The sequence below is a fragment of the Bradyrhizobium sp. USDA 4473 genome, from assembly GCF_054063335.1.
On record NZ_JBSSGE010000001.1, the window covers coordinates 6,231,469 to 6,258,227 of the forward strand.

Sequence of the window (26,759 nt, forward strand, 5' to 3'; positions counted from 1 at the left end):
GTCGGCAGCGGTCGATCCGGGCTATGCTGCTGCGAATTGAGTCGCGGCCAGATCGGCCGCCGGAGCCCTTACCGTTGGAAACCGCGCTTTATCTGCCCGTCAAGCACTTCCTGGAAAAGCTCGGCTTCGCGGTCAAGGGCGAGATCGGCGGCTGCGACCTCGTGGCGCTGAGCGGCGACGATCCGCCCATCGTCGTGATCGGTGAACTGAAACTCGCCTTCAATCTCGAACTGATCCTGCAGGCGGTCGATCGCGCTGCGGCCGCCGACGAGGTCTGGATCGCGGCCAAGGTGTCGGCCCGCGGCAAGGGCCGCGAGAGCGACGCGCGCTATCGCAATCTGTGCCGGCGGCTCGGCTTCGGCATGCTCGGGGTCACCGACCGCGGCGACGTCGAGGTGCTGGTGCCGCCGCCGACCACGGCGATCCGGCGCAATCCGAAGAAGCGCTCGCGCCTGATCGCCGAGCACCGCAAGCGCAAGGGCGATCCGGCCATGGGTGGCTCGACCCGTGCGCCGATCATGACCGCCTACCGCCAGCAGGCGCTGGCCTGCGCCTCTGCGATGTCGGGCGGCCCGCGCCGGGTGCGGGACCTGCGCACGGATATTCCCGACGCCGGCAAGATCCTGCAGCACAATGTCTATGGCTGGTTCGACCGTGCCGAGCGCGGCATCTATGTGCTGACCGATGCCGGCCGGGCCGCGCTGAAGCGCTGGCCGCAGCAGCCGATCACTGCATCAGGGGCCGAAGCCGCCCCGTAACCGACTGGGGGAGATCATGATCGTCGTCACCGGCAACATCACCGCCCGCCCCGAGACGTTCGACGAGGTGCGACGGCTGAGCCTCGCACACGTCCATCGCTCGCGCACCGAGCCCGGCTGCATCTCGCACGCGGTCCATGTCGACTGCGAGAACCCGCTCAGGCTGGTGTTTTTCGAGCAATGGGCCGACCGGGGCCGCGCTGGCGGCGCACTTCGCGGTGCCCGCGTCACGCGATTTTGTCCGATCGCTGCAATCTCTCGCGGCGGCCGCGACCACCATCGAACTTTATGACACTCACAAGATTGAGAGACTCTAGCTGCATGGCTGGATTGCCATCCCACATTCATATTGCAATGCAACATTGGGCGCCTTACGTATCTCCCGCGATTCAAGGATGAGGCGGCGATGAGCGGAGACTGGAACACCAAATACGGCACGAGGCGCGTGCGGCACGATCCGCCGACGCTGGAGGAGGCAATCTTCGCGGCCATCGGCATCACCGATGACGTGAAGGCCCAGGCCGAGATCGCATCGTCCCTGATGGGCCTGCCCTATGACGACGTGCTGGCCGAGGTGAAGAAGACCGCGCGCGTCAGCGCCCGCACCGGCACCGCGACCCGCGTGATCGCCGGCGAACAGGGCGCGCAGCGCTCTGTCGTGGTCGAGCGCCGCGTGGTTCGCCGTCTCGCGCCCGCCAAGCGCACCGGCATCTGAGAAACAACATCCGTTAGCTCAAAGAAAAAGGGCAATCCGCTGAGCGGATTGCCCTTTTTGCATTTGATGTGAAGCATGTACTCAGGCGGCCCGGCCCCAGCCGGACATCTGCATCACCATGCGCCAATAGGCGCGGTTCATGTCGACGATCGCGCGGGCGGCCTCGACCGGTGTCACCGGTGCAGCGGCCGGCGCCGGTTCAGCCTGGCGCTGCTCGGTCAGATCGATGCTGCCGGTGGACTCGCCGTGACGGAAGGTCAGCTGCGCACCGAACTTGATGGCAAGCGCACGCATCGCATCGTTCTGCGCGCCGGTGGTGATGCGCAGGCTCTCATAGCCTTTGGCATGGGCCTCGGCGATCAGCTTGCGGAACAGCGTGCTGCCGACGCCCTTGCGGCGGGCCGACCGCTCCACGCTGAAGGCGATCTCGGGCTGCGCATCCGGAGATTGCTCCGGCGGATGCAGCTCGGCCGCACCGCGGACGACCCCGTCCTCGAAATAGGCGATGATCACCGTGCCGTCGTTGGCGCAACGCTCGGCATAGCGGCGGATGAAGCTGTCGTCGATGAAGCCATGAAAACGATCATGGCGGCTGGTACGGTCCAGTCGCAGCAGGTGATCGCGCAGCAGAGGAAGTTCCTCCTGCTGGCTCAACGTCCGCACGGTGCCCGTGGCAGCCGTCGCACGGATGGAATCATAGTTCATTTCATAACTCCTCTTGGTAGCCCTCGAGGAGGCGTCGAGTCCCTAGCAGGCCCTATATTGTGCGTCGCAGCATATAATTCAAGTCTCTAGATTCATTTAAGTAAACAATGATGTGATCGTAAAATCACATCATTGCCTCATCATAATACCAATTGCGTCTGAGTGACCACGGCGACCAGCTTGCCATCCTCGGTCTCCAGCCTGGTCTGCCAAACCTGGGTCCGCCGCCCCCGATGCACCGGCGTTGCCGTCGCGATCACGGTCGCTCCCTCCTTGGCCCCGCCGATGAAATTGGTCTTGCTCTCCAGCGTCGTGGTGCCCTTGGCGTCCTCAGGCAGATTGATCACGGTGGCGGCGGCCCCGACCGAATCCGCGAAGGCCATCACCGCCCCGCCGTGGATGGTGTGATGGAGCGTGCAGAGCTCCGGCCGCACCAGCATCTTCGCGACCACGCGATCCTGGCTGGCCTCGATGAAGCTGACGCCCTTCAACTCCGCAAACGGCATCTTCATCGACTGGATCTTTTCGAGCGGCGTCATGGACACTCCCTGCTTCGTGGCCTTCTTCGAGATTGGTACCGGCATGATGGAGTGCCCGGCCGAGCCCGGCAATGACGTCCGAGGTAATGGCGACCATGACGTTCGTGAAGGCGTTGTGGGCGGAGCGCGCATGAATCCAACCGCCGTCATTGCGAGGAGCGAAGCGACGAAGCAATCCATGTCTCTGTATGTGGTGAAATGGATTGCTTCGCTTCGCTCGCAATGACAGGGAGAGAACGAAGCTAGCCCTTCTCCACCCCGCACCATTCCGCGACGAACAGCGCCATGGCCTTGGTCGCCTTCCGCAGCGAGTCCAGCTCGACATATTCATTGAAGCCGTGCATCGCCGCGCCGCTGGCGCCGAAGCAGAGGCTCGGGATGTCGTGGTTCAGCCCGTAGAAGCGCGTATCGGTCAGTGCGGTGAAGGCGCGATCTTCCACCGCGCCGCCATAGACCGCCTGATGCGCCTTGGCGAAGGCGGCTTCCGGCGCCTCGGAGTTCACCAGTTCATAGCCTTCCGACAGGAAGCCCGACCATTCCACCTGCGGCGGATTGTTGGACAGGAAGCGATGGTCGCGCGCCGCCGCCGACACGCAGGCCAGAATCTCCTTCTGGCACTCGGCGATCGACCAGCCCGGCAACACCGCGATGCGGCAATCGACGTCGCACCAGGCCGGCACGCTGGAGGCCCAGTCGCCGCCCTTGATGATGCCGGGATTGAAGTTGATCGGATGATTGACGTCCTTGAAATGGCGGTCGGCCTTGGCGCGCTCGTTCCAGGCGATCTCGAGCTTCTCCAGCGCGTGCACCAGGTGATACGCCGCCATGATCGCGTTCGCGCCCGCACCGGCCTCGAACACATGCACCGGGAAGCCGCGCACCTTCAGACGGAACCAGATCACGCCGACCTGCGAGCGGATCATCTTGCCGTTGGTCGGCTCCGGAATGAAGCAGGCATCGGCGCGATAGCCGCGCTGCAAGGTCGAGAGCGCGCCGACGCCGGTGCTCTCCTCCTCGATCACGGACTGGAAATGAATCCGTGCCGTTGGCTTGAGGCCGGCCTTCCTGATCGCATCGAGCGCATAAAGCGCGGCGATGGTGCCGGACTTCATGTCGCAGGCGCCGCGGCCGTACATCTTGCCGTCCTTGATCACGGGCGAGAACGGCGGCGTCTCCCACATCTCCAGCGGACCGGTCGGCACCACGTCGCAGTGGCCCTGCAGGATCAGCGATTTGCCGGCATTGGTCGCCGGACGGTAAGTGCCGACCACCGTGCGCGCCCTGGAGAAATCATGCTCGATCGGGCCGAAGCCGCGCAGATCCCTGAGATCGTCGAGATTGATGTGCCAGTCGTCGACCTCATAACCGCGCTCGCGCAAGAGGTCGCCGATCATGTCCTGGCACGGCCCCTCGGCACCGCGGGTCGAGGGGATCGCGACAAAGGCCTGCGTCGTCGCAAGCTGCGCATCGAATCCTTCGTCAACGGCGGCAAGGATTCGTTGTGGCGTCTCGGCAGTCATGCTTTGGCTCCATGGGGGATATCAGAAAAAAGCGGGAGCCGCAGCGTAGCCCGATTTCACCCGGCGGGGTATTGCGCAAAATAGGCATCCCGCAATGCATCTTCGAGGAGACGGCCTTCCGAATAGCCATCGAGCGTCGCAGGCCGCGTCACGCCGTCGAGCAGCCGCGGGCACGGCTCGGGCGCGCCGAGCACGGTGCGCACCGGAATGCGCTCGGCATAGATCGGCAGCTCGTAGTCCTCGTCGTCGTCGGCGACGCCCTTGGCGCGAACCTTGGCCGAAGCCTCCTCGATCTCCATCGCGATGAACGAGGTCGCCTTGATCTCCTGCGTGCTGCTGGCGCGCAGGCCCGCGGTGCGGTCGGGGAAGAAGCGGTCGACCATCGCGACGATGGCCCGCTCCTTCTCCGCGGGATCGGTCACGAGATAGGCGGAGCCGAACGCCATCACCGCGCGATAGTCGGCCGAATGGTTGAAGCCGCAGCGCGCCAGCACCAGGCTGTCGAGATGCGCGACCGTCAGGCAGACGCGCTGCCCCTCCGACTGGTTCTCCAGCATGCGGCTTGCGCTCGAGCCGTGCCAATAGAGCCTGGTGCCCTCGCGCCAGAAGAAGGTCGGCGTGCAGTAGGGCTGGCCGTCGATCACATAGGAGACGTGGCACAGCATCGAGGCGTCCAGGATCTTGTGCACGGTGGCGTGGTCGTAGAAGCCGCGGTCATGCCTGCGCTTGACCCGGTTGCGGGACGATAGGGGGTAGGACGGAGTGGATGCGCCTTCGGTCACGGTAACCTCGTCAGATCTGGAATCTGTCCAGAGTTGTAGCTGCTCATTTGGTCTGCGATAGTGCCAATTCCATGCGAAAAATTCCGACCAATTCCCGGACGCCCGCGGCGCGCAAGCCGGAGCTGCCGCTCGACCTCAGCGGCCCGCATGTCACGGCCGGCGCAGCCTCGCAGCAGCGGCTCTATCAGGCGCTGTGCCACACCATCGTCGGCGGCCTGGTCAAGCCGGGCGAGCCGCTGCCGCCGTCGCGAGCGCTCGCCAAGCAGACCGGCTTCCGCCGCAACGCGGTCACCACCGCCTATGAGCGCTTGATCGCCGACGGTTTTGCGGTGGCGACCACCGGCTCCGGCACCTTCGTCGCCGCGCGCATTCCCGCCCAGGCGACCGCGCCGCGACACGCCAGGATCGAGATCGAGCCGCCGCAGCACAATGCGCTGTCGCTCGGCTGTACCCATATCGACGAGCGTGCGCTGCAGCGCTTCCGTGCCTTTGCCGGCCGCAGGCTGCGCGCCTTCGGCTCCGAGCATCTGCACTACGGCGATCCGCGCGGCAGCAGCGAATTACGCGCGGCGATATCCGACCATCTGCTGTCGGCGCGCGGGCTGCGCTGCGACCCCGGCCAGATCATGCTGGCGTCGGGCACGCTGCACGCGTTGCGCATCGTACTCGGGGCGATCCTCAAGCCCGGCGACCAGGTCTGGTGCGAGGATCCCGGCTATCCGGCCGCGCGCCGCGCGATCGAGCATTGCGGCTATCGGCCGGTGTCGGTGCCGGTCGATGGCTCCGGCATGCGCATCGACAAGGGACGCGCATCCGCGCCGGCAGCGCGCGCCGCCTATGTCACGCCATCACACCAGTTTCCGCTCGGCGTACAGATGTCGATGCCGCGCCGGCTCGAGCTGCTCGACTGGGCCCGCGACGCCGGCGCGTTCGTGTTCGAGGACGATTACGACAGCGAGTTCCGCTATGACGGCGCGCCGCTGCTGTCGCTCGCCGGCATCGATCATCTGCGCCGCGTGATCTACATGGGCACGTTTGCCAAGACGCTGTTTCCGGGATTGCGGATCGGCTATTGCGCCCTGCCCGAAGCCTTGATCGGTCCGGTCACGGCGGCGCGCGCCGCGCTCGACCGCTTTCCCGGCACGCTGATGGAAGGCGCCGTGGCCGACATGCTGAACTCCGGCGCCTTCGCCGCCAACCTGCGCAAGGCACGCAAGCTCTATCGCGAGGCACGCGATGTGCTGGCGTCGACCCTACAAAATGCATCCGAAGGCGAGCTCACGGTTCCCGTGCCGTCACAGGGCCTGCATCTCGTCGCACGCCTGGATCCCGCGACCGATCCGCTGGTTGCAGCCCAAGCAAAGGCCAACGCCGGCGTCGGCGGCTGGCTGCTCGCCGAGACCTATCATCGCGCGCAGCCATTGCCCGGCTTCGTGCTGGGATTTTCCGGTCATCCGGTTCCGCAACTTGTCGCGTCGGCGGAACAACTGGCGAAGACAACGCTGACTGCGCTACGCGCGGCGCGCAAGGTATCCATCAAGTCATCTGCCAAGCCGCGGCGCTCTAGGAGAATCGCAGCCATCTGACTATGGTCGCCCGCGTTTTGGTCAGTGTCCGCTTACGGAGATACCGGATGCCCAATCGCAACGTCCTGTATCTCGTGATCGGCGCGCTGATCGTGATCGCAGGCATGCTCGGATACAACCTGTATCAGGCGAAGAAGCAGCCCGAAGGTCTGCAGATCAATGTCGGCCCCGACGGGGTCAAGATCCAGAACAAATGAGGGAGGCCGCGATGCCGCGCATCGGATTGGTCGCGCTGATCGGCGCCGTCGCGCTGGCAAGCTCTGCGTCCGCGCAAACCGTGATGCGCGAGGCCGATATCGTCGACCTTCGGGTCGGTCAGCGCGTGCTGGTCGACGACGGCTCCTGCCCGGCCGGGCAGATCAAGCAGGTCGTCGGCGCCAAGCTGAGCCAGAACGGCGTGGTGCGGACCCAAAGCTGCGTGCCGCGCCTCGCCAAAAAGTAAAACGCCCCGCTTCCCGCGAGGCGCCTGCTTCGTCATTGCATCGCTAACGCGCCGCTCAGTTCGAGACCGGCTCGAACATGCATTGCAGCGTCGGCTTGGCGATCTTGGTGAAGGTCGGGCCGATCTCGTTTTGCTTGGACGGCGGCACCCAGTCGGTCTCGATGGTCGGCACGCCGGTCTCGCTGATGCCGCGCAGCAGCGCCTGGCGCAGATCGGGATCGTCAACCGTCGCAGCCGCATGATCGTGCAGGCAGCCGCAGACGGCCTCGGGATGCGCCCAGCGGCCGAGCATGTGCGGCGCGCATTGGCGCACGAACTCGTCGCGCGGCTCAGGCACCCGGTACAGCGACCGGATCTGCATCGACTCCAGCGGGAGTTGGGATTGGGCTTGCGCAGAACCCGCCAAAACAAGCGATGCGAACATCGCGGCGGAGCAGATACGGAGCAACATGGGGAGCCTTTGCCGGCAGGTCTGTTTTTCGCGTCGCGCTCAGTTGGCCTGCGCCATCACCATCGGGGCCGAGGTGATGACCGGCGAGCCGTTATAGGAGAAGGTGCCGATCCCGGGCAAACCGTTGTCCGGCGTGCCGGCCATCGACGAACCGGCCATCACGAACGCGAAGGCGAGGATCAGGCTGATGGTCCGCATGTATCTGTCTCCGTCATTTCGATCCGACGCCCGGCGCCGTTGTGTTGACGGTTTGATAACGATCTGGCGTTTCCGGAGTTCTGCGGAACAAGCCGAAAATGGTTTCGTCGGCGGGAGAATTGTTTCGTCGACCGGGGAACCACGAAACATCAGCCGAAAAACACCAATGTATTCAGTACCGGCGCGGCGACAGTCCGCGCGTTCAAGATTTCGCGCGCCGCGACCGCCGCGCACCCCCGTTGGGAATTATCTCGCGCATTGAGCGGGCTGCGGCGCTTTCTTAACTTTCCTCTGCTGAGACAGGACGCAGCACCGCAAGGGTGGCCAACGGCGTTGCTGAACCGGGCAGCTCGCCGGCCGACTCATCTGGGCACCGTGCAACCAACTTCGCGGTGGCACGTTGTCGCAATCCCAATCCAACGAAGGATATCAGTCGTGGGCAATGGCAACACCGGTGTTGGCAATGAATCCGCGGCGAGCAAATCCGGCCAGCAGCAACAGATGACGGCCGCGATGCCGCAGCAGGGCGCGTATGTGATGGGCGACAATGAGTGCGCACCGCAGAAGCTGGTCCGCCTCGTCGGCTGCCGCGACTCGAAGCTCAAGCCAGGCCTCGCCATCGGGGCGAAGCCGTTCGGGCAGCCCAAAAGCTAACTCACTCGCCGCATCAGCCGACCCGGGCAAGCCGCTGCTTCTCCTACTGAATGAACTCGCTGCACTTCTGGACGGCGGCGGCATCGGCTGCGCCCCAAGGCATGATCGGCACCGATGACGTCGAGTTCTTCGGCGAGCCCTCGATCAGTCTGTCCGAATAAACCATGTAGACCAGCACGTTGCGCTTGGCGTCGCAGCCCCGCACGATCTGCATCTTCTTGAAGAACAGCGACCGGCGCTTGCTGAACATGTCGTCGCCCTGGCCGAGCTTGCTCTTGAAGCGGATCGGCCCGATCTGCCGGCAAGCCAATGAGATATCAGAAACTTCCTCGGCAAGGCCAAGCCAGCCCTTGAAGCCGCCCTTCTCCGGCACCGTGAAGTGACAGGCTACCCCCTCGACCTCGGGGTCGTCGACGCCATAGGTCGCGAGCTTGTCGTTGGGGCTCATCCATTTGAATACCGTCGAGCGGCGGAAGATCAGGTCCGGCTCGTCAGCCGCGGCCGCGGGTGCGGCCTGCCCCACCGCCAGCAACATCAAGAGCGCCGCGCACCCCCATCGTGACAACGGTCGCACGTCACACAGGCTCACAGTTCTCGACGTCATGGAGGTCTCCGCGGGGGTGGGTCCCGCCTATGTAGTGCGCAAACGCCGCACAGGAAGGCGCTGACAGTTCGGTGATCAGACCGGGGCGTTTAACCTCTTGTGAGGCTTTTTTGCTACGCTTTCGTCGAAAATACCCCGCTCACGGAAGGGTTAGATCGCTTGCGCTGGTGAACGCGTTGTGCGTCTGCGACAACAAACAGGTAGTTTGGACTGGGATTCGGAATATGCGCGCAGGCGGACGTCGGATTTCGATTTTTGATTCTGCGAATGGGCGGTTCTGGCAGTTTGCAATTCTGACGGCGGCCGGCACCGTCGCCGCCTCCACGCACGCTGACGCAGCCCTCTATTACTGGAACCGCGACTCCGCCTTTTACGGCGAGGTCGAGCCGATGCCGGCGCCGCACCGGCAAAAGCCGAAGCGCAGCACAGCGAAGAAGACCCCGGCGACCCAGAAGGAGACCGGCAGCAAGCCGCAGGGTCCTCTCATCATCTCGGTCTCGATCGATCAGCAGCGGGTCAGCGTCTACGACTCGAACGGCCTCTACGCCGAGAGCCCGGTGTCGACCGGCATGAAGGGGCATTCGACCCCGATGGGTGTCTTCAGCGTCATCCAGAAGCAGAAGTACCACCAGTCCAACATCTATAGCGGCGCACCGATGCCGTACATGCAGCGCATCACCTGGTCGGGCATCGCGATGCACGCCGGTGTGCTGCCCGGCTATCCGGCCTCCCATGGCTGCATCCGCATGCCGATGTCGTTTGCGGTCAAGATGTACAACTGGACGCGGATGGGCGCTCGCGTGTTCGTCACACCGGGCACGATCTCGCCGGAGAACTTCTCGCATCCGCTGCTGGTGACGCAGAGGGTCGCGCCGCAGCAGCCGGTTGCCGACGACATCCTGAAGATGGATGCGCCGCTCGGCGTGAAGAGCGACAAGGGCGCCGACAAGCAGTCCGGGCTCGATCTGCGCAGCAGCGTCGGCCATACCGCCTCGCTGCGCGACAACACCCACACCGCCGACGCCAGCGGCGCGATGCCGGCGGCGAGCGCCTCGGCGACGATGTCCGATGCCTCCTCCGCGCGCGATGCCATTGCGGAGAAGATCGCGGCCGATCCGTCCCAGCCGACGAAGCCCGAGACCGCGGCCGACAGGCCGGCCGAAACCAATTCCGTCGCCGCCGATGACAAGACGGTCGGTGAAACCACCGGCAGCACTGACACGGCGAAGTCCGAGGTCTCCGCGAATGACGCGGCCAAGGCGGCAGCCAAGGCCGATGAATCGAAGGCCAACGAGCCGAAGCCGGACGCCGCCAAGCCCGCCGTCGCCGAAGCGCCCAAGGCCGACGAGCCGAAGGTGGATGCATCGAAGGCTGATCCTTCGAAGACCGAAGCGCCCAAGGCCGATCCCGCCGAGGCAGCGACAGCAGCCGATAGCCTCGATGCCAAGAAGGACCCGGCACGGCTGCCGGGCCTCGCCAAGATCGACGTGTCGAAGCGCGCCGGCCAGATCGCCGTGTTCATCAGCCGCAAGGATTCCAAGCTCTATGTGCGGCAGAACTTTGCGCCGCTGTTCGACGTGCCGGTGACGATCGCGGCAAGCGACCGGCCGCTCGGCACCCATGTGTTCACGGCGGAAGCCGACAAGAGCGACGCGAACCTGCTGCGCTGGTCGGTGGTGACGCTGCCGAGCCGCAACGCCGCCCGCATCGACGTCGAGGAGCGGGCCGCGCATCGCCGCAAGGTGGCAGCCGCGGCGCCGGTCGAGGCCAAGCCACAGCCCGTGACGGACAGCCCGGCCGAAGCGCTCGACCGCATCTCGATTCCGTCGGACGTGATGGCGCGGATCAACGAGGCGCTGGGCAGCGGCGGATCGATCATCGTCTCCGATCTCGGCGTCAACCAGGGCGAGACCGGCGAAGGCACCGACTTCATCCTGCCGCTGCGTTAGACCAGCGGTCGTAGCCCGGATGAAGCGCAGCGTAATCCGGGACTGCTCTGTCCGCTGAAGGCGCGGCCCCGGATTGCGCGGAGCCCGTCATCGGGCGCGCGTCCGCGCGACCCGTTGGCTCCATCCGGGCTACTCGCGTCCAGCTATAACGCCTTCTTGAAACCTCGCGCCTGCCCCACTGGACTATGATCTCCCTCGCATCTGTTCCGGGGACGAGACCATGATGGATCGCAGGACACTGATCGTGGCGGCGTTCGCCGCGGCCGCAGGCTCCCGCGCGCTGCATGCCGAGCAGCCCGCGATGAGCCGGATCACGGCCTACGCCTTCTCATTCCCGGCCCTCGACGGCGGCGAGATTCGCCTGGCCGACTATGCCGGCCGTCCCCTGATGATCGTGAACACCGCCTCGCTCTGTGGCTTCACGCCGCAATATGCCGGCTTGCAGCAATTGTGGACCGAATTCCGCGAGCGCGGCTTCGTCATCATCGGCGTACCGTCCAATGATTTCGGCGGCCAGGAGCCCGGCGGTCCGACCGAGATCGCCGAAACCGCGCAGCACCAATACGGCGTCACCTTCCCGATCGCGGCGAAAGCGGTGGTCAGGGGTGCCAGCGCGCATCCGTTCTACCGCTGGGCGGCCGAGGCCCGGCCGAAGGACGTGCCACGCTGGAACTTTCACAAATACCTGATCGGCCGCGACGGCTATATCGCCGACGTCTTCCCTGAGTCGGTCACACCCGACGACACCCGCATCAAGACCGGGATCGCACGGGCCTTGGCGGTCGCTTGAGGCGCCGCGATAATCCCCGGAATTAACTGAGGATTTTTGAGTCGCGCCGGCCACCTTCATTGCCTTGGCGTCGCCACTGCGACTAGGGTACGATCGGTTGGGGGCGAAGCGGCCCGGTCGCGGCAAGACCGCAGCCCGGCGCGCGATCAGCAGGGAACACGCCATGCGCATTGCAGCAGGTCTGATTTTCGCAGGGACCGTATCGTTGCTCGCGTCGAGCGCAGCTTGGTCGCAGCAGACGCCGCCCGCCAAGGGCGCCGCCGCAGCGCCGGCAGCAGCTCCCGCGGCCGCAGCTCCGGCGCCTGCCGCCGCGGCGCCCGCGCCCGCCACTGCGGCGGCCGCCCCCGTGCCGCCGAAGCAAGCGCCGCAGCCGGCGCGCGCCGCCTGCAACAATCCGAACGCGCTCGGCGTCGCCCGCACCGTCGAGATCGACACCACCGGCGGTCCCGGCTTCGGCTTCGAGCATTTCAAGCAGCTCGACTTCCTGCGCGACCACGAGGTGGTGCTGACCTTCGACGACGGTCCGTGGCCGGGCAACACGCCGGCGGTGCTGAAGGCGCTGGCGGACGAGTGCACCACGGGCATCTTCTTCCCGATCGGCAAACACGCCACCTACCATCCGGAAATCCTGCGTCAGGTCTATGCCGCCGGCCACACCGTGGGCTCGCACACCTGGTCGCACGAAAATCTGAACAGCAAGAAGCTGACCGAGGATCAGAAGAAGGACGAGATCGAACGCGGCCTTGCCGCGGTCAAGTGGGCGCTCGAGACCTCGCCCTCGCCGTTCTTCCGCTTCCCGGCGCTGCAGCATCCGCCGGAAATGGTCACCTATCTCGGCAACCGCAACATCGCGATCTTCTCCTGCGATCTCGACTCCTTCGACTTCAAGTCGAAGAACTCGCAGCAGGTGATCGACACCGTAATGAAGAAGCTCGCCAAGCTCGGCAAGGGCATCATCCTGATGCACGACTTCCAGAAGCACACCGCGGAAGCCCTGCCCACGCTGCTGACGCAGCTCAAGGCCGGCGGCTACAAGGTGGTCGCGATGCGCGCCAAGTTCCCGGCGACCGTGCTGCCGCAATACGAGCAGGAGCTCGCCAAGGACGTCAAGCTGCCGACCGTGAGCTCGCGGCCGGTGAACAGCGTCGTCACCACGGTCGATCAGTAGCCGCATCGGCGATCGCAAAGCGTTTTCGAGCGAAGTGGACCCCCGGTTCGCGTGAAGAAAACGCGTCAGAAAAAGACTCCCATGTCAGCGTTGCGTATCGAGGGTTTCGTCATCGTCTCCGCCGACGGCCGGCTGGCGAATGCGCGCAATGTGATGCCCGACGAACTCAAGATCGAGGGCGACAAGAAGTTCTTCACCGCGGCGCTCGAGCGCGCCGATCTCATCGTCCACGGCCGCCATTCCCAGGAAGAGCAGCCGAACGCGCCGAAGCGCCGCCGCCTGATCCTGACGACCAAGGTCGCGGCGACAGCGCCGGACCCTGACAATCCGAAGGCGCTGCTGTGGAATCCCGCCGGCTGCCCGTTCGAGACCGCGAGCTGCGCGGCCGGCGTGACCGCGGGCATGGTCGCGATCATCGGTGGCCCCGGCGTGTTCGGCATGTTCATGGACCGCTACGACACGTTCTGGCTCTCGGTCGCACCGAATGTGCATATCCCCGACGGCGAGCCGTGCTTTCCCGGCGTCCCTGCCCGCACCCCGCAGCAGGTACTGGCAGCGCACGGCCTCGCCGCCGGTGCGTCAAAGCTGATCGACGCCGCGCAGGATGTCAGCGTCACGCCGTGGCGGCGCGCGGGTTGACGGCCCCGTAGCAGGATGGGTGGAGCGAAGCGATACCCATCGATTGCCCGGCAGAGATGATGGGTTTCGCTGCGCTCCACCCATCCGCCTACGCAATTGCGCTCTGCCCTACACGTCGCCATACGCCGGGTCGTCGCGGCGCGGGCCGCGGCCGTAGCCGGCGATGATGAACAGCGCGCCGATCAGCGACAGGTTCTTCAGCGCATCGATCAGCGTCCTGAGATTGTCGGGCGCCGGCTGATTCCAGAAATCATGGAAGTAGAAGGTGACGACGCACACGTAGATGATCAGCAGGAGTGCGAAGAACCGCGCCAGCACGTTCACCGCGATCATCAGCCCCGCGATGATCTCGAAGGCGCCGACCGTGATCGCCAGCAGCTGCATGAACGGCATGCCGACGAAGCTTTCGATCTGCTGCGTATAGGGCGCGACCACGGCCGGGATCGTCACCTTGGCCGCGAGCAGGTCCGCCGTTGCCTGGATGCCGAACAGCTTGCTCGCCCCTGAATAGAGGAACAGCACGGCAAACAGGATCCGTCCGAAGGTGATGAAAGCTGGCATGGGTCGGCCTCACTGGATGGCGGAAATCGGACGAAGCAGGCGGAGCGATTATGGCCGCCCCGCCTGCTTCGATCAAATCGAATCCATCTCGCTCACGCACGATCCGGAAAACTGCGCTGCGGCTTTCCGGACATAGCGTGCTCAAACAACCCCGTCAGCCGAACAGCGTCGGCTGCGCGCGGCCGGCGCGCTCCTGGGCCTCGACGGCGGCGACCGCGGTCATGTTGAGGATGCCGCGCGCCGTCACGCCGGGGGTGAGGATGTGCGCCGGACGCGCCGGACCGATCAGGATCGGTCCCACCGGCAATGCGTTGGCCAGCGATTTGATCATCTGGTAGGCGATGTTGGCGGCGTCGAGGTTCGGCATGATCAGGATGTTGGCCTCGCCCTCCAGCCGCGACTGCGGCAGCACCAGGCGCCGCGCCACCGCCGACAGCGCGGTGTCGCCCTGCATTTCGCCGTCGGCCTCGATCTCCGGATGCTTGTCCTTCAAGAGCTGGGTGGCCCGCCGCATCTTGCGCGAGGAGTCCGTATCATAGCTGCCGAAGTCGGAATGTGACACGAAGGCGACCTTCGGCTTGAAGGCGAAGCGCTGGACGTGGATCGCCGCGAGCGAGGCGACTTCGGCGAGCTCTTCCGCGCTCGGGTTCGGCCGCACCTGGGTGTCGGCGAGGAAATGGGCGCCGGTGGAGGTGATCATCAGCGCCAGCGCGGCATAGTCGCTGACCCCCGGCAGGAAGCCGATGATCTCGCGGACATGGCGCAGATGGCTCATGTAGCGGCCCTCGACGCCGCACAGCATCGCGTCGGCCTCACCGCGCGACACCGCCAGCGCCGCGATCACCGTGTTGTTGGTGCGCACCACCGTGCGCGCGGCCTCGGGCGTCACGCCGCGCCGGCCGGCGACGTCGATATAGGACTGCACATAGGAGCGGTAGCGCGGATCGTCCTCGGGATTGACCAGGTCGAAATCGCGCCCGGCCTTGATCGACAGGCCGAACCGCTTGATCCTGGTCTCGACCACCGACGGACGGCCGACCAGGATCGGCCGCGCCAGCTTCTCCTCGAGCACCACCTGGGTCGCGCGCAGCACGCGCTCGTCCTCGCCCTCGGCGTAGATCACGCGCACCGGCTGGGTCTTCGCCTTGGCGAACACCGGCTTCATCGTGAGGCCGGAGCGGAACGCGAAGCGCTCGAGGCTGGCGGCGTACTCGTCGAAATTGGCGATCGGCCTTGTCGCGACGCCGGATTCGATCGCGGCCTTGGCCACCGCCGGCGCGATGCGCAGGATCAGGCGCGGATCGAATGGGCTCGGGATCAGCGAGCCCGGGCCGAACCCTTGCGTCTCGCCGGCCTCGAAGCCATGGGCGACCGCATCCGACGGCGGATCGCGCGCGAGCTGCGCGATCGCATCCACGGCGGCATGCTTCATCGCCTCGTTGATCGCGGTGGCGCCGACGTCGAGCGCGCCGCGGAAGATGAACGGGAAGCACAGCACGTTGTTGACCTGGTTCGGGAAGTCCGACCGTCCGGTGCAGATCATCGCATCGGGACGCGCCAGCCGCGCCTCGTCCGGCATGATCTCCGGCACCGGATTGGCGAGCGCCATCACCAGCGGCTTGTCGCCCATCTGCTTGACCATCTCGGGCTTCAGCACGCCGGGCGCCGACAGCCCGATGAAGATGTCCGCGCCCGGAATGACGTCGGCCAGCACGCGCGCGTCGGTCTTCTGGGTATAGACCGCCTTCCAGCGGTCCATCGTGGTGTTGCGTCCGTCATAGACCACGCCGTCGATGTCGCAGACCCAGATGTTCTTGCGCTGCGCGCCCATCGAGACCAGCAGATTGAGGGTCGCGATCGCGGCGGCGCCGGCGCCGGAGCAGACGATCTTCACATCCGACAGTTGCTTGCCGTTCAGCTGCAGCCCGTTGACGATCGCGGCTGCGACGATGATGGCCGTACCATGCTGGTCGTCGTGGAACACCGGGATCTTCATGCGCTCCTTGAGCTGCGTTTCGATCTCGAAGCACTCCGGCCCGCGGATGTCCTCCAGATTGATGCCGCCGAAGGTCGGCTCCAGCGCGGCAACCGTCTCGACCACCCGCTCGATCGTGTTGGCATTGATCTCGATGTCGAACACGTCGATGCCGGCGAATTTCTTGAACAGCACCGCCTTGCCTTCCATGACGGGCTTGGAAGCCAGCGGGCCGATATTGCCGAGCCCGAGCACCGCGGTGCCGTTCGAGACCACGGCCACCAGATTGGCGCGGGCGGTGAGCGTCGCCGCCTCGGCGGGGTTCTTGGCGATCTCGGTGCAGGCGGCGGCCACGCCCGGCGAGTAGGCCAGCGCCAGGTCGCGCTGGTTGGCAAGCGGCTTGATTGCCTGGATCTCCAGCTTGCCCGGTCGCGGCAGCCGGTGATAGGCGAGCGCGGCGTTATGGAGTTCTTCAGACGATGACGACATACGTGCTCCCCGCGTTTCCGGCCCAAATTTCTCGTTTCTGTGCTAATCCAGGCAAAAGTCAGTTGTCCGGCAAATCGAGCCGGATGTGAAGCATGTCCCGCCGCTCCGATGCAACATCAGAGAATGCCCCCGTCAACAGGCCCGGGCGGCCCCGTTCGTCGATGCTGCACCTTCCGGCCGCGGATTGGCAATTTTTTCCCCCTGATGATCCGGAGTTGACCGAATGAAGAAAATTCTGCTCGGCCTGGTCGCCGTCGCAGTGATCGCGGCCGGCGGTTATTTCGGTTTCGACGTCTATGCCCAGCGCCGGGTGATCCGCGACGTCGAGGCCGCCTTCGAGCAGGTCCGCGCCAGCGGTGCCAAGGCGAGCCACGGCAAGATCGCCTTCGACACCAAGAGCCGCACCCTGACGATTGCGGACGTCGCCATCGAGTTCGGCGCTCAACCCCCTGTCAACGTCAGGATCGGCAGCCTCACGATGGCCGGCCTCGGCCAGCCGGACGCGGCACGAATCTCCGCCAGCAATGTCGATTTCAGCGACGTCGAGGCCGGCGTGGTAAACCCGACCCCGACAATCGCCACCCTCACCTACAAGGCGCCGCGGATCACGGTGAGGGACTATTCCGGTCCCGCCGGCCTGCCGCAGCTTCCGGCCTCATCGTCGATCCTCGAGCTGTACCGGTTTGGATTCACGCAGATCGCAAGCATCAGCGCGTCGTCGGTCACAGCGCCCAGCTTGACCGGAACGATGACCTTCAGCACTGCGGCACATGCCGGCGACGGCGCCGGCGGCACGTTCGACTATTCGGGCCTTGCGATCGAAAATCTGAAGGACGGCAAGATCGCCTCCAGCAAGACCGACAAGGTTGCGTTCAAGATCAATACGCAGCCGCAGACAGGCAAGCCGGTCACGATGACCGGCGACCTCGCCAATCTCGCCGCGACCGATATCGACGTCGGTGCGATGGCGGCAATGTTCGATCCGGCCAAGGCGAGCGACGACCGCGATTATCGGATCCAAGGCCACGTTTCGGCCGGCCCCTATGTGATCGCAGCGAAAACCGATGGCGCGGCCGCCATGCCCGGCCTCAACATGCGGATCGAGGGCGTGACCGTCGACGACGTCAAAATCAACCCGTCGCGGATGCAGTTGCCGGCGCTGCTGGCGATGATCCCACCGCAGGGCAGCGCGCCGCCGAGCCCGGCACAGGCGCGCGAGCTGTTGGAGAAGGTCGCCGGCCTTTATTCCGGCGCGGGAGTCGGCAATGCCGAAATCCGCGGTCTTTCAGTCGAAACGCCGCAGGGCCCGTTCAAGCTGTCCGCGGTGCGCTTCAATCTCGAGCATGGCAAGATCGGCGAGCTGGCGGTCGAAGGACTGGACGCCCGCGCGCCGAACGGCCCGCTCAAGGTCGGACGTTTCGCGCTGAAGTCGCTCGATGTCGCGAGCTTCCTGCGGCTTTCGGCGCAGTTCGCCGCGCAGAAGCCGTCGGCTGAACAGGCGCTCACGCTGTTTCCCCTGATCGAGGGCGTCGAGGTCAAGGGCGTCACGTCGCCCTACAAGGCCACCGGCAAGCCGGTCAACATCGATGTCCTCAGCCTCGACTGGGGTCAGTTCGTCGGAACGATCCCGAGCAAACTGCACCTGGTCGCGAAGATGGCGGCGCCGCTCGATGCCGCCGATCCGCAGCAGCAGGCGCTGGTCGCCGCCGGCATCGACCGGATGGCGATCGATGCCGATCTCGGCGCTGTTTGGACCGAGGCGTCACGCGCGCTCGCGCTCGAGCCGGTCAAGCTCGACATGGCCGGCCTGTTGAATGCATCGGCGAAGCTCGCGCTCGGCAATGTGCCGCGCGAGGCGTTTTCGACCAGCGCGGCGGAGTCTATGGGCGCAGCCGCGCAGATCGAGGCCGGCACGATCGAGTTCACCGTCCATGACCTCGGCGTCATCGATATCGCGATCGCCCAGTTCGCCCGCACCCGGAATGTCGGCCGCGACGAGGCGCGCAAGGCCATCCTCGACAGCATCGAGGCGCAAAGCGACGCGATCGGTGCCGCCAATCCGGATGCCACCGCCCTCGTCACCGCGATCAGCCAATTCATCGAGACGCCGGGACAGACGCTTGTCATCAGACTGACCCCGCGCGCCAAAGCGCCGGTGCTTCAATTGATGCAGTTGCTCAAGGCCGATCCGCAATCGGCGCTGGCGCAATTCAAGATCGAGGCGTCGACGGGGTTGTAATCAACGTCTCCCGTAGCCCGGATGGAGCGCAGCGCAATCCGGGAACAGTGTCGCCATCGGAGAGCCCCGGATTTCGCTTCGCTCCATCCGGGCTACGCACCTCCTCCGCGCGCCTACCCCTTCGCCGGCAGGTTGGTGCGGATGTGCAGCTCCTTGAGCTGCTTCGGCGTGGCTTCCGACGGCGCGCCCATCAGGAGGTCCATGGCCTGCTGGTTCATCGGGAACAGCGAGATCTCGCGCAGATTGTTGGTGCCGCAGAGCAGCATCACAATGCGATCGAGACCCGCCGCCATGCCGCCATGCGGCGGCGCGCCGTACTGAAACGCACGGTACATGCCGCCGAAGCGGTCGATGACCTCCTGCTCGCCATAGCCGGCGATCTCGAACGCCTTCACCATCGCTTCCGGCTTGTGGTTACGGATGCCGCCCGAGGCGATCTCATAGCCGTTGCAGGCGATGTCGTACTGGAACGCCTTGATATCAAGCGGATCCTGCGACTTGAGCGCGTCGAGGCCGCCCTGCGGCATCGAGAACGGGTTGTGCGAGAAGTCGATCTTCTTGTTCTCCTCGTCATACTCGTACATCGGGAAGTCAACGATCCAGGCGAGCTCGAAGCGGTCCTTGTCGATCAGGTTCAATTCCTCGCCGAGCTTGGTGCGCGCAAGGCCTGCGAACTTCCAGAACTTTTCGGGATCGCCGGCGACGAAGAACGCCGCGTCGCCTTCCTTCAGGCCGAGCTGGTCGCGGATCGCAGCGGTCCGTTCCGGGCCGATGTTGTTCGCCAAGGGACCAGCGCCCTCGCCGCCCTCGCGCCACATGATGTAGCCCAGGCCCGGCTGGCCTTCGCCCTGTGCCCACGAGTTCATGCGGTCGCAGAACGCGCGGCTACCGCCGCCGGTACCCGGGATCGCCCAGACCTGGTTCTTCGGGTCTTCCAGCATCCGCGCGAACACCTTGAAGCCGGAGCCGCGGAAGTGCTCGGAGACCTCCTGCATCACGATCTTGTTGCGCAGGTCGGGCTTGTCGGAGCCGTATTTGCGCACGGCTTCCGCGAACGGAATCCGCGGCCAGTTCCTGGTGACCGGCTTGCCCTTGGCAAAATCCTCGAACACGCCGGTGATGACCGGCTCCATCGCCGCGAACACGTCGTCCTGAGTCACAAAGCTCATCTCGACGTCGAGCTGGTAGAACTCGCCCGGCAGGCGGTCTGCGCGCGGGTCCTCGTCGCGGAAGCACGGCGCGATCTGGAAGTAGCGATCGAAGCCCGACATCATCAAAAGTTGCTTGTACTGCTGCGGCGCCTGCGGCAGCGCGTAGAACTTGCCGGGATGGATCCGCGACGGCACCAGGAAGTCGCGCGCGCCTTCCGGCGACGATGCGGTGAGGATCGGAGTCTGGAATTCGAAGAAGCCCTGCTCCTTCATCCGCTTGCGCATGGAATCGACCACCGCGCCGCGGGTCATGATGTTCTGGTGCAGCTTCTCGCGACGGAGGTCGAGGAAGCGGTATTTCAGCCGGATGTCCTCGGGATATTCCTGTTCGCCGAACACCGGCAGCGGCAGCTCGGCCGCCGGGCCCAGCACCTCGATCTCCTTGATGTAGATCTCGATCATGCCGGTCGGCAGTTCGGGATTGTCGGTGCCGGCCGGACGGCGGCGCACCTTGCCGTCGATCCGCACCACCCATTCGGAGCGGAACTTCTCGACCTCGGCGAATGCCGGCGAGTCCGGATCGGCCACGCATTGGGTGATGCCGTAATGGTCGCGCAGATCGACGAACAGCACGCCGCCATGGTCGCGGACCCGGTGGACCCAGCCTGACAGCCTGGCCGTCTGGTCGATATCGCTCTCTCGGAGCGCGCCGCATGTGTGTGACCGGTAGCGATGCATTTTAGTCCCAAAACTGATGTCGGAGGGTCGAATCGCGACAGGGCCAAATGCCCTATCCGAAGTTGCGGAGGGTTTAGCCGACGAGGCCCGGTGCGGCAACCAATGGAACGCCCGGTTTTCGGGTCAAACGGCAGATTTTAAGGACCGGCGCCGCCAATCGTTTGCCTATTCGGCCCGCAGGCCTATCTTCGGGATATGACCATCCATTTCCCGTTCCAGAACACCTATTCGGCGCTGCCGGCGAACTTTTTCGCCCGCGTCGCGCCGACCCCGGTGGCCGCCCCCCGGCTGATCAAGCTGAACCGGACCCTGGCCCTCCAGCTCGGGCTCGATCCGGACCTGCTGTCGACGCCGGAAGGCGCCGAAATCCTCGCCGGCAAGCGGCTGCCCGAGGGCGCCGACCCGATCGCCATGGCCTATGCCGGCCACCAGTTCGGCCACTTTGTTCCCCAGCTCGGCGACGGCCGTGCCATCCTGCTCGGCGAGGTCATCGACAGCGACGGCGTCCGCCGCGACATCCAGCTGAAAGGCAGTGGCCCGACCCCGTTCTCCCGGCGCGGCGACGGCCGCGCGGCGCTCGGTCCCGTCTTGCGCGAATACATCGTCAGCGAGGCGATGTTCGCGCTGGGCATTCCGACCACCCGGTCGCTGGCCGCGGTCGTCACCGGCGAGCCGGTGATGCGCGAGACCGCGCTGCCCGGCGCGGTGCTGACCCGCGTCGCGTCGAGCCACATCCGCGTCGGCACCTTCCAGTTCTTCGCCGCCCGCGGCGACACCGACGGCGTGCGGGCGCTGGCCGATCATGTCATCGCCCGGCACTATCCCGAGCTGACGGATGCTGCGCAGCCCTATCACGCCCTGCTTGCCGGCGTCGTGGCGCGGCAGGCGGCGCTGGTCGCGCGCTGGCTGTTGGTCGGCTTCATCCATGGCGTGATGAACACCGACAACACCTCGATCTCGGGCGAAACCATCGATTACGGCCCCTGCGCGTTCCTCGACGCCTACAACCCGGCGCAGGTGTTCTCCTCGATCGACGAGATGGGCCGCTACGCCTATGCCAACCAGCCGCGCATCGCGCTGTGGAATCTGACCCGGCTTGCCGAGTGCCTGCTGCCGCTGTTCGACAGCGAGCAGGAGAAGGCCATCGAGCAAGCGCAAGTGATCCTCAGCGAATTCCCGGAAAAATTCACCGCGGCCTATCAGGCCGGGCTGCGCGCCAAGGTCGGCCTGTTCACCGTACGCGACGGCGACGAGGCGCTGATCCAGGACCTGCTCGACGCGATGGCCAAGAACACCGCCGACTTCACGCTGACCTTCCGCCATCTCGGCGCGGCCGCGGCCGCGGCCGATGACGCTGCCGATGTCCGCGCGCAGTTCACCGATCCCGCAGCATTCGACGAATGGGCCGCCCGCTGGCGCCCCCGTCTCGCGCTGGAGCCGCAGAGCGCGGCCGAGCGCAAGACCGCAATGAATGCCGTCAACCCGGCCTTCATCCCGCGCAACCACCGGATCGAGGCGGTGATTGCGGCCGCCGTCACCAACGACGACTACGCGCCGTTCGAGGAGTTGCTGGCGGTGCTGGCGAAGCCGTACGAAGATCAGCCGCAATACGCAGCGTACGCCGATCCGCCGCTGCCCGAGCAGCTGGTGACGCAGACATTTTGCGGGACGTGAGGCACCGGCGTCATTGCGAGGAGCAAAGCGACGAAGCAATCCATTTATCCGCACATGCGGGCCGATGGATTGCTTCGCTTCGCTCGCAATGACGTGGGAAGACTGCCCCTCACACCGTCACCACGATCTTGCCGAACTGCGTGTTCGACTCCAGATAGCGATGCGCTTCGACGATCTCGCCGAACGCAAAAGTTCTGGCGATGATCGGCTTCAGCGCGCCGTCGGCAAGCCCGTCGAGAATGAACGCTTTCGCCGCCGCCAGCCGCGCCGGATCTTGAACCACCTCGTGCACGCGGTAGCCGCGCAGGATCAGGCTCTTGCTCAGCACCGTGAACAGCGGAAACGGCGTCGGCTCGGGGCTGAGCCCGCCATACTCGATCAGGATGCCACCGTGCGCCATCGCCGATGTCAGCGGCACGAAGACGGGGCCGCCGACCGGATCGAGCACCACACGCACGCCGTTCGAACCCGCGATCTGTTCCAGCCTCGCCTGCAGGTCCTCCTCCGCGGACGCGATCACATGCGCGGCGCCGGCGTCGCGCAGCGCCTGGCCCTTGGCTGAGGTCCGCGTCACTGCGATCGGGATCGCACCGATGCGATTGGCGATCTGGATCGCGGCGAGCCCGACGCTGCTCGATGCCGCCGTGATCGCGACGAACTCGCCGCGACCGAGCCGCGCAACATCGATCAAGGCGCCGTACGCCGTGAGATACTGCATCCACACCGCGGCCGCCGCCTCGAACCCCAGCTCCGGCGGATGCTTGACGACCAGCTCGGCCGGGAATGCCGCGAGCTCGGCATAGGCCGGCCACCGCGCCATCGAGATCGGCGGCACAATGCTGACGGCGTCGCCGGGCACGAAATCGCTGACGCCCTCGCCGATCGCTTCGACCAGCCCGGCGGCCTCGAGGCCGAGGCCGGACGGCAGCACCGGTGTCTCGATATAGGTCCCGTTCCGCATCAGGGCTTCGGCGCGGTTCAGTCCGAGCGCCTTGATCCGAACCCGGACCTCGCCGCGGGCGGGCGGCGCGATCGCAACATCCTCGATGCGCAGCACCTCGGGACCGCCGATTTGATAAAAACGAACCACGCGCGCCATCGGCAAAACTCCAAAACAGCTGATTTGAATGAGCTATGCCAAGGCGAATTCCGGTGATAAATCATCCGGCGGACTGAACAGTCAAAACTGGGAGTTTCGAATGATGGACCGCCTGACCAGCATGGCCGTGTTTCTCAGGGCGGTCGACCTCGGCTCCTTCGCCGCCGCCGCCGAGGCGCTCGAAATGTCCGGCCCAATGGTCGGCAAGCACGTCCGCTTCCTTGAAGAGCGGCTCGGCGTCCGCCTGCTCCACCGCACCACGCGGCGGCAGAGCCTGACCGAGTTCGGTCGAGCCTATTACGAACGCTGCCGCACCGTGCTCGCCGAAGCGGATGCCGCCGACGCGCTTGCGGCCGATCAGCTATCGGAGCCGCGCGGGCGGCTGCGGGTGACGATGCCGGCGCTATTGGGCCGCTACTGCGTGGCACCGTTGCTGCTCAAGCTGGCGCAGCGACATCCCGCGCTCGAGCTCGATCTTTCGTTCGGCGATTCCGTCGCCGATCTGATGGAGGGCGGCTACGACCTCGCGATCAGGACCGGCGATCTCGCCGCGCCGTCCGGCGTGATCGCGCGGCGCATCGCACGCCAGCGCATGGTGGTGTGCGGCTCGCGCGGCTATTTGAAAACCCATGGCAGACCGCGCACGCTCGACGAGCTCGGCAAGCATCAGGCGATCAACTACCGCCGCCTGGGCCGCGCGCGACCTTGGCTGTTCCCGCTCGACGGGCAGCCACCGCGCGAGGTGTGGCCGGCCGGGCGGCTCAGGCTCGACGATCTCGAAGCCATCGCCGACGCCGCAGCGCGCGGCATGGGGCTCGCGTGGCTGCCGTCCTGGCTGGTGCGCGAGCGCCTCGACAGCGGCGCGCTGGTCCGCGTGCTCGGCAGCGAAGGCGAACTGCCCTATGACTGCCATGCGCTATGGCTGCCGACGCCGCGACTGCCGCCAAAGGTCCGCCTTGCGGTGGACGCGCTGGCGACGGCGCTGCCGAAACTCGTGGCGTAGCCGCGCCCCCGATTGGTTTGCAACGATTTCGCGCCGACATCGTTGGCCGGACAAGTGGAACGCGCGGCCTCGTGTCATCGAGGTTCCGTTCCGCTGAACGGCAGCAGATCGGGCCGGCGTGCCCGGATAGCCGGTTCCGGCGGTCGCACCGCCTGAGCTCGGTCGCCGACACAAGAAAGGTTCCACGATGAAGATCACCAGCTTCAAGGACATGTATGTCGCCGAGCTTCAGGAGCTCGCAAGCGTCGAGGACCAGCTCGCCGTGGCACTGGCGCGGATGGCCGAAGTCGCGTCGCATCCGTCGCTCAAGGATGCGTTCAACCGCCATCACCGCGAGACCATCGTCCAGGGCGAGCGGTTGAAATCGCTGTTGCGCATGCACGGCGCCGATCCGCTGGAGCATACCGACCAGGCCATGCAGGCGCTGATCCACGAAACCGCCAAGATGGTTTCGCTGCTGCCCGACGATTATCTCCGCGATGCCGGCCTGCTCGCCTCGGCGCAGAAGCTCGAGCACTACGAGATCGCCGCCTATGGCAGCGCAGCCGCCCTCGCCGGCCAGCTTGATCTGCGCGACGATCAGCGGCTGCTGCACGACAGCCTCGAGGAAGAACGGCAGGCCGACGCGCTGCTGACGAGGCTCGCCAAGGGCGAAATCAACCAGGACGCCCTGGCCGCGTAACACTGCAGGATGCAGCTCAATCCACCTGGTGTCTCCGATGTGAGCGTTAACTCACCTTCCACCATGCTGCGCGCCCGGCCGCGGTAACCATAAGGCTTAACAGCGCGTCAACGCTCCCCCAACAAGTCTAACTGTTTCTGATGGGGGAGAATGGCCGGTGGACGCATTTGCATTCGAATTCATGGGACTGGCGATGATCGCGCTGTGTCTCGTCGTGCTGGCGATGCCGGCCGCACGCCGGCCGTCGAAGAACATGCGCTACGAGTGAGCCTGCCGACGGACAATATCCCGCCGAGGCGTCATCGAATGGCGATATGCTGATTGCGATGAGTCCCGGGCCTGGGACGCCAGTCAGGGACTTGACGCCGCTTGAACGATCCGAACGTCCAGCAGCCCAACACCCCGGCCGCCACTGCGGACTCCGCGCATTCCCCGCTCGAGGTGCTGCTGATCTTCCTCAAGCTCGGCGTCAGCTGCTTCGGCGGCCCGATCGCCCATATCGGCTACTTCCGCGACGAGTTCGTCACCCGCAGGCGCTGGCTCGACGAGCAGGCCTATGCCGATCTGGTCGCGCTCTGCCAATTCCTGCCGGGCCCGGCCAGCAGTCAGGTCGGCTTTTCGCTTGGCCTGATGCGCGCGGGCTATCTCGGCGCGCTGGCGGCCTGGACCGGCTTCACGCTGCCGTCGGCGATCGCGCTGGTGCTGTTCGCCTATGGCGCCGGCAGTTTGAGCGGTCCCGCCGGCACCGGCCTGGTACATGGCCTCAAGCTGGTCGCGGTTGCGATCGTGGCGCAGGCGGTCTGGGGCATGGCGCGCGCGCTCTGCCCCGACCGCGAGCGCGCCTCGATCGCGACGGTGGCGGCACTCCTCATCCTCGCCAGTTCATTATCGATCGCGCAGATCGGCGCCATCGTGCTCGGCGCCATCGCCGGGCTCTGGTTCTGCCGGGCAGAGCAAGCCAACGGCGTCATGCAGTTCGCGATGCCGGTGTCGCGCCGGGTTGGCATGGCAGCGCTGATCCTGTTCCTTGCCCTGCTCGCCGGACTGCCGCTCCTTGCCCGCGCATGGCCCGGCCTTGGCCTGTTCGAGGCCTTCTACCGCTCCGGCGCGCTGGTGTTCGGCGGCGGCCATGTCGTGCTGCCGCTGCTGCGTGAAGCGGTGGTGACGCCGGGCTGGATCGGCGACGATGCCTTCCTGACCGGCTACGGCGCCGCGCAGGCCGTGCCGGGCCCGCTGTTCACCTTCGCCGCCTATCTCGGCGCCGTGATCGGCGGCGTGCCCGGCGCGGTCACGGGACTGATCGGCATCTTCATCCCGGGGCTCCTCGTCCTGCTCGCCGCGCTGCCGTTCTGGGACGGCTTCCGCAAGCAACCCACCGCGCAGGCGGTGATGCGCGGCGTCAACGCCGCCGTGGTCGGCATCCTCGGCGCCGCGCTCTACAATCCGGTCTGGACCAGCAGCGTGCAGCGCCCGCTCGATTTCGGCATCGCGCTGGCGGGCTTCGTGCTGCTCACGGCATGGCGCGCCCCGCCGCTCGTGGTGGTCGTGCTCGGCGCGGCCGCCGGCATCGTCACCGGGTTCCTGCAATCGTGAACGGCCCTCAGCCATTTCGCGCGCCGGATTAAGATCGCCTTCACGGCTGGCGGCC

At 65.9% G+C, this 26,759-nt stretch carries 28 protein-coding genes; 17 read left to right on the plus strand and 11 right to left on the minus strand.

Features of this window, described 5'->3' with window-relative positions; translation table 11 throughout:
• Nucleotides 1-74 precede the first annotated feature (74 nt).
• The 3 genes from ACVW17_RS29530 to ACVW17_RS29540 all read left to right on the plus strand — a co-directional run bounded on the left by ACVW17_RS29530 (nucleotide 75) and on the right by ACVW17_RS29540 (nucleotide 1,473).
• Nucleotides 75-758 (plus strand): DUF2161 domain-containing phosphodiesterase, encoded by a 684-nt coding sequence (locus ACVW17_RS29530; RefSeq protein WP_456755130.1) that lies wholly within the window; start codon nucleotides 75-77, stop codon nucleotides 756-758.
• A gap of 16 nt (nucleotides 759-774) precedes the next feature.
• Complete coding sequence (locus ACVW17_RS29535; RefSeq protein ID WP_456798183.1) at nucleotides 775-1,050, plus strand: putative quinol monooxygenase; 276 nt, start codon at nucleotides 775-777, stop codon at nucleotides 1,048-1,050.
• A gap of 114 nt (nucleotides 1,051-1,164) precedes the next feature.
• Nucleotides 1,165-1,473 carry a hypothetical protein gene (locus ACVW17_RS29540; RefSeq protein WP_456798184.1) on the plus strand — a complete coding sequence of 103 codons (309 nt, stop codon included), beginning with the start codon at nucleotides 1,165-1,167 and terminating at the stop codon, nucleotides 1,471-1,473.
• An 81-nt stretch (nucleotides 1,474-1,554) separates the two neighbouring features.
• Here the strand turns inward: ACVW17_RS29540 and ACVW17_RS29545 are convergent, their stop codons facing one another.
• A complete protein-coding gene (locus ACVW17_RS29545; protein ID WP_456755133.1) occupies nucleotides 1,555-2,178 on the minus strand; it encodes an N-acetyltransferase family protein in 624 nt (207 codons plus the stop codon).
• A gap of 140 nt (nucleotides 2,179-2,318) precedes the next feature.
• A complete protein-coding gene (locus ACVW17_RS29550; RefSeq protein ID WP_456755134.1) occupies nucleotides 2,319-2,717 on the minus strand; it encodes a PaaI family thioesterase in 399 nt (132 codons plus the stop codon).
• On the opposite strand from ACVW17_RS29550, the gene ACVW17_RS29555 reads away from it, so the two are divergent.
• Nucleotides 2,716-2,943 (plus strand): hypothetical protein, encoded by a 228-nt coding sequence (locus tag ACVW17_RS29555; protein ID WP_456755135.1) that lies wholly within the window; start codon nucleotides 2,716-2,718, stop codon nucleotides 2,941-2,943. The genes ACVW17_RS29550 and ACVW17_RS29555 overlap by 2 nt on opposite strands.
• Nucleotides 2,944-2,959: 16 nt before the next feature.
• Here ACVW17_RS29555 and ACVW17_RS29560 read toward each other — a convergent pair whose 3' ends face one another.
• Entirely contained in the window at nucleotides 2,960-4,237 is a 1,278-nt protein-coding gene (locus ACVW17_RS29560; protein WP_456755136.1) for an ArgE/DapE family deacylase, read from the minus strand.
• A gap of 56 nt (nucleotides 4,238-4,293) precedes the next feature.
• Nucleotides 4,294-5,019: a pyridoxamine 5'-phosphate oxidase family protein gene (locus ACVW17_RS29565; protein WP_456755137.1), complete on the minus strand. Its 726-nt coding sequence runs from the start codon at nucleotides 5,017-5,019 to the stop codon at nucleotides 4,294-4,296.
• A 71-nt stretch (nucleotides 5,020-5,090) separates the two neighbouring features.
• Here ACVW17_RS29565 and pdxR point away from each other — a divergent pair, with 71 nt between their 5' ends.
• The 3 genes from pdxR to ACVW17_RS29580 are packed head-to-tail and all read left to right on the plus strand — an operon-like array spanning nucleotide 5,091 to nucleotide 7,047.
• Complete coding sequence (gene pdxR, locus ACVW17_RS29570; RefSeq protein ID WP_456755138.1) at nucleotides 5,091-6,605, plus strand: MocR-like pyridoxine biosynthesis transcription factor PdxR; 1,515 nt, start codon at nucleotides 5,091-5,093, stop codon at nucleotides 6,603-6,605.
• Nucleotides 6,606-6,652: 47 nt separating this feature from the next.
• Nucleotides 6,653-6,802: a hypothetical protein gene (locus ACVW17_RS29575; protein WP_456755139.1), complete on the plus strand. Its 150-nt coding sequence runs from the start codon at nucleotides 6,653-6,655 to the stop codon at nucleotides 6,800-6,802.
• A gap of 11 nt (nucleotides 6,803-6,813) precedes the next feature.
• Nucleotides 6,814-7,047 (plus strand): DUF6719 family protein, encoded by a 234-nt coding sequence (locus ACVW17_RS29580; protein ID WP_456755140.1) that lies wholly within the window; start codon nucleotides 6,814-6,816, stop codon nucleotides 7,045-7,047.
• A 55-nt stretch (nucleotides 7,048-7,102) separates the two neighbouring features.
• On the opposite strand, the gene ACVW17_RS29585 is transcribed toward ACVW17_RS29580, so the two are convergent.
• Nucleotides 7,103-7,498 (minus strand): hypothetical protein, encoded by a 396-nt coding sequence (locus tag ACVW17_RS29585; RefSeq protein WP_456755141.1) that lies wholly within the window; start codon nucleotides 7,496-7,498, stop codon nucleotides 7,103-7,105.
• A gap of 39 nt (nucleotides 7,499-7,537) precedes the next feature.
• A complete protein-coding gene (locus tag ACVW17_RS29590) occupies nucleotides 7,538-7,696 on the minus strand; it encodes a hypothetical protein (RefSeq protein ID WP_456755142.1) in 159 nt (52 codons plus the stop codon).
• A gap of 435 nt (nucleotides 7,697-8,131) precedes the next feature.
• On the opposite strand from ACVW17_RS29590, the gene ACVW17_RS29595 reads away from it, so the two are divergent.
• Nucleotides 8,132-8,350 (plus strand): hypothetical protein, encoded by a 219-nt coding sequence (locus ACVW17_RS29595; protein ID WP_456755143.1) that lies wholly within the window; start codon nucleotides 8,132-8,134, stop codon nucleotides 8,348-8,350.
• 43 nt (nucleotides 8,351-8,393) lie between these two features.
• Here ACVW17_RS29595 and ACVW17_RS29600 read toward each other — a convergent pair whose 3' ends face one another.
• Nucleotides 8,394-8,954, minus strand: coding sequence for a CreA family protein (locus ACVW17_RS29600; RefSeq protein ID WP_456755144.1), 561 nt, complete (start codon nucleotides 8,952-8,954; stop codon nucleotides 8,394-8,396).
• Between the two features lie 224 nt (nucleotides 8,955-9,178).
• On the opposite strand from ACVW17_RS29600, the gene ACVW17_RS29605 reads away from it, so the two are divergent.
• The 4 genes from ACVW17_RS29605 to ACVW17_RS29620 all read left to right on the plus strand — a co-directional run bounded on the left by ACVW17_RS29605 (nucleotide 9,179) and on the right by ACVW17_RS29620 (nucleotide 13,500).
• Nucleotides 9,179-10,903, plus strand: coding sequence for a L,D-transpeptidase family protein (locus ACVW17_RS29605; RefSeq protein ID WP_456798185.1), 1,725 nt, complete (start codon nucleotides 9,179-9,181; stop codon nucleotides 10,901-10,903).
• A gap of 220 nt (nucleotides 10,904-11,123) precedes the next feature.
• On the plus strand, nucleotides 11,124-11,693 hold the full coding sequence (locus ACVW17_RS29610; protein ID WP_456755145.1) for a glutathione peroxidase: 570 nt from the start codon (nucleotides 11,124-11,126) through the stop codon (nucleotides 11,691-11,693).
• 163 nt (nucleotides 11,694-11,856) lie between these two features.
• Nucleotides 11,857-12,861 carry a polysaccharide deacetylase family protein gene (locus tag ACVW17_RS29615; protein ID WP_456755146.1) on the plus strand — a complete coding sequence of 335 codons (1,005 nt, stop codon included), beginning with the start codon at nucleotides 11,857-11,859 and terminating at the stop codon, nucleotides 12,859-12,861.
• Between the two features lie 81 nt (nucleotides 12,862-12,942).
• On the plus strand, nucleotides 12,943-13,500 hold the full coding sequence (locus tag ACVW17_RS29620; RefSeq protein WP_456755147.1) for a dihydrofolate reductase: 558 nt from the start codon (nucleotides 12,943-12,945) through the stop codon (nucleotides 13,498-13,500).
• A 108-nt stretch (nucleotides 13,501-13,608) separates the two neighbouring features.
• Here the strand turns inward: ACVW17_RS29620 and ACVW17_RS29625 are convergent, their stop codons facing one another.
• Together ACVW17_RS29625 and ACVW17_RS29630 are read right to left on the minus strand one after the other, a co-directional pair.
• Nucleotides 13,609-14,061, minus strand: a complete 453-nt coding sequence (locus ACVW17_RS29625) for a DoxX family protein (RefSeq protein WP_456755148.1) — start codon at nucleotides 14,059-14,061, stop codon at nucleotides 13,609-13,611.
• 154 nt (nucleotides 14,062-14,215) lie between these two features.
• On the minus strand, nucleotides 14,216-16,525 hold the full coding sequence (locus tag ACVW17_RS29630; protein WP_456755149.1) for an NADP-dependent malic enzyme: 2,310 nt from the start codon (nucleotides 16,523-16,525) through the stop codon (nucleotides 14,216-14,218).
• 223 nt (nucleotides 16,526-16,748) lie between these two features.
• Here ACVW17_RS29630 and ACVW17_RS29635 point away from each other — a divergent pair, with 223 nt between their 5' ends.
• Entirely contained in the window at nucleotides 16,749-18,764 is a 2,016-nt protein-coding gene (locus tag ACVW17_RS29635) for a hypothetical protein (protein ID WP_456798186.1), read from the plus strand.
• A gap of 113 nt (nucleotides 18,765-18,877) precedes the next feature.
• Here the strand turns inward: ACVW17_RS29635 and aspS are convergent, their stop codons facing one another.
• Nucleotides 18,878-20,653 carry an aspartate--tRNA ligase gene (aspS, locus tag ACVW17_RS29640; RefSeq protein ID WP_456755151.1) on the minus strand — a complete coding sequence of 592 codons (1,776 nt, stop codon included), beginning with the start codon at nucleotides 20,651-20,653 and terminating at the stop codon, nucleotides 18,878-18,880.
• A gap of 195 nt (nucleotides 20,654-20,848) precedes the next feature.
• Here aspS and ACVW17_RS29645 point away from each other — a divergent pair, with 195 nt between their 5' ends.
• The gene (locus ACVW17_RS29645) at nucleotides 20,849-22,327 is read left to right on the plus strand and encodes a protein adenylyltransferase SelO (RefSeq protein ID WP_456755152.1); all 1,479 of its coding nucleotides are present in this window, start codon (nucleotides 20,849-20,851) and stop codon (nucleotides 22,325-22,327) included.
• A gap of 109 nt (nucleotides 22,328-22,436) precedes the next feature.
• Here the strand turns inward: ACVW17_RS29645 and ACVW17_RS29650 are convergent, their stop codons facing one another.
• Nucleotides 22,437-23,426, minus strand: coding sequence for a zinc-dependent alcohol dehydrogenase family protein (locus tag ACVW17_RS29650; RefSeq protein ID WP_456755153.1), 990 nt, complete (start codon nucleotides 23,424-23,426; stop codon nucleotides 22,437-22,439).
• Nucleotides 23,427-23,529: 103 nt separating this feature from the next.
• Between ACVW17_RS29650 and ACVW17_RS29655 the strand changes: the two genes are divergently transcribed.
• The 3 genes from ACVW17_RS29655 to chrA all read left to right on the plus strand — a co-directional run bounded on the left by ACVW17_RS29655 (nucleotide 23,530) and on the right by chrA (nucleotide 26,704).
• The gene (locus tag ACVW17_RS29655) at nucleotides 23,530-24,429 is read left to right on the plus strand and encodes a LysR family transcriptional regulator (protein WP_456756556.1); all 900 of its coding nucleotides are present in this window, start codon (nucleotides 23,530-23,532) and stop codon (nucleotides 24,427-24,429) included.
• Nucleotides 24,430-24,616: 187 nt separating this feature from the next.
• Nucleotides 24,617-25,111 carry a YciE/YciF ferroxidase family protein gene (locus ACVW17_RS29660; protein WP_456755154.1) on the plus strand — a complete coding sequence of 165 codons (495 nt, stop codon included), beginning with the start codon at nucleotides 24,617-24,619 and terminating at the stop codon, nucleotides 25,109-25,111.
• Nucleotides 25,112-25,480: 369 nt separating this feature from the next.
• The gene (gene chrA / locus ACVW17_RS29665; protein WP_456755155.1) at nucleotides 25,481-26,704 is read left to right on the plus strand and encodes a chromate efflux transporter; all 1,224 of its coding nucleotides are present in this window, start codon (nucleotides 25,481-25,483) and stop codon (nucleotides 26,702-26,704) included.
• The last annotated feature ends 55 nt before the right edge of the window (nucleotides 26,705-26,759 follow it).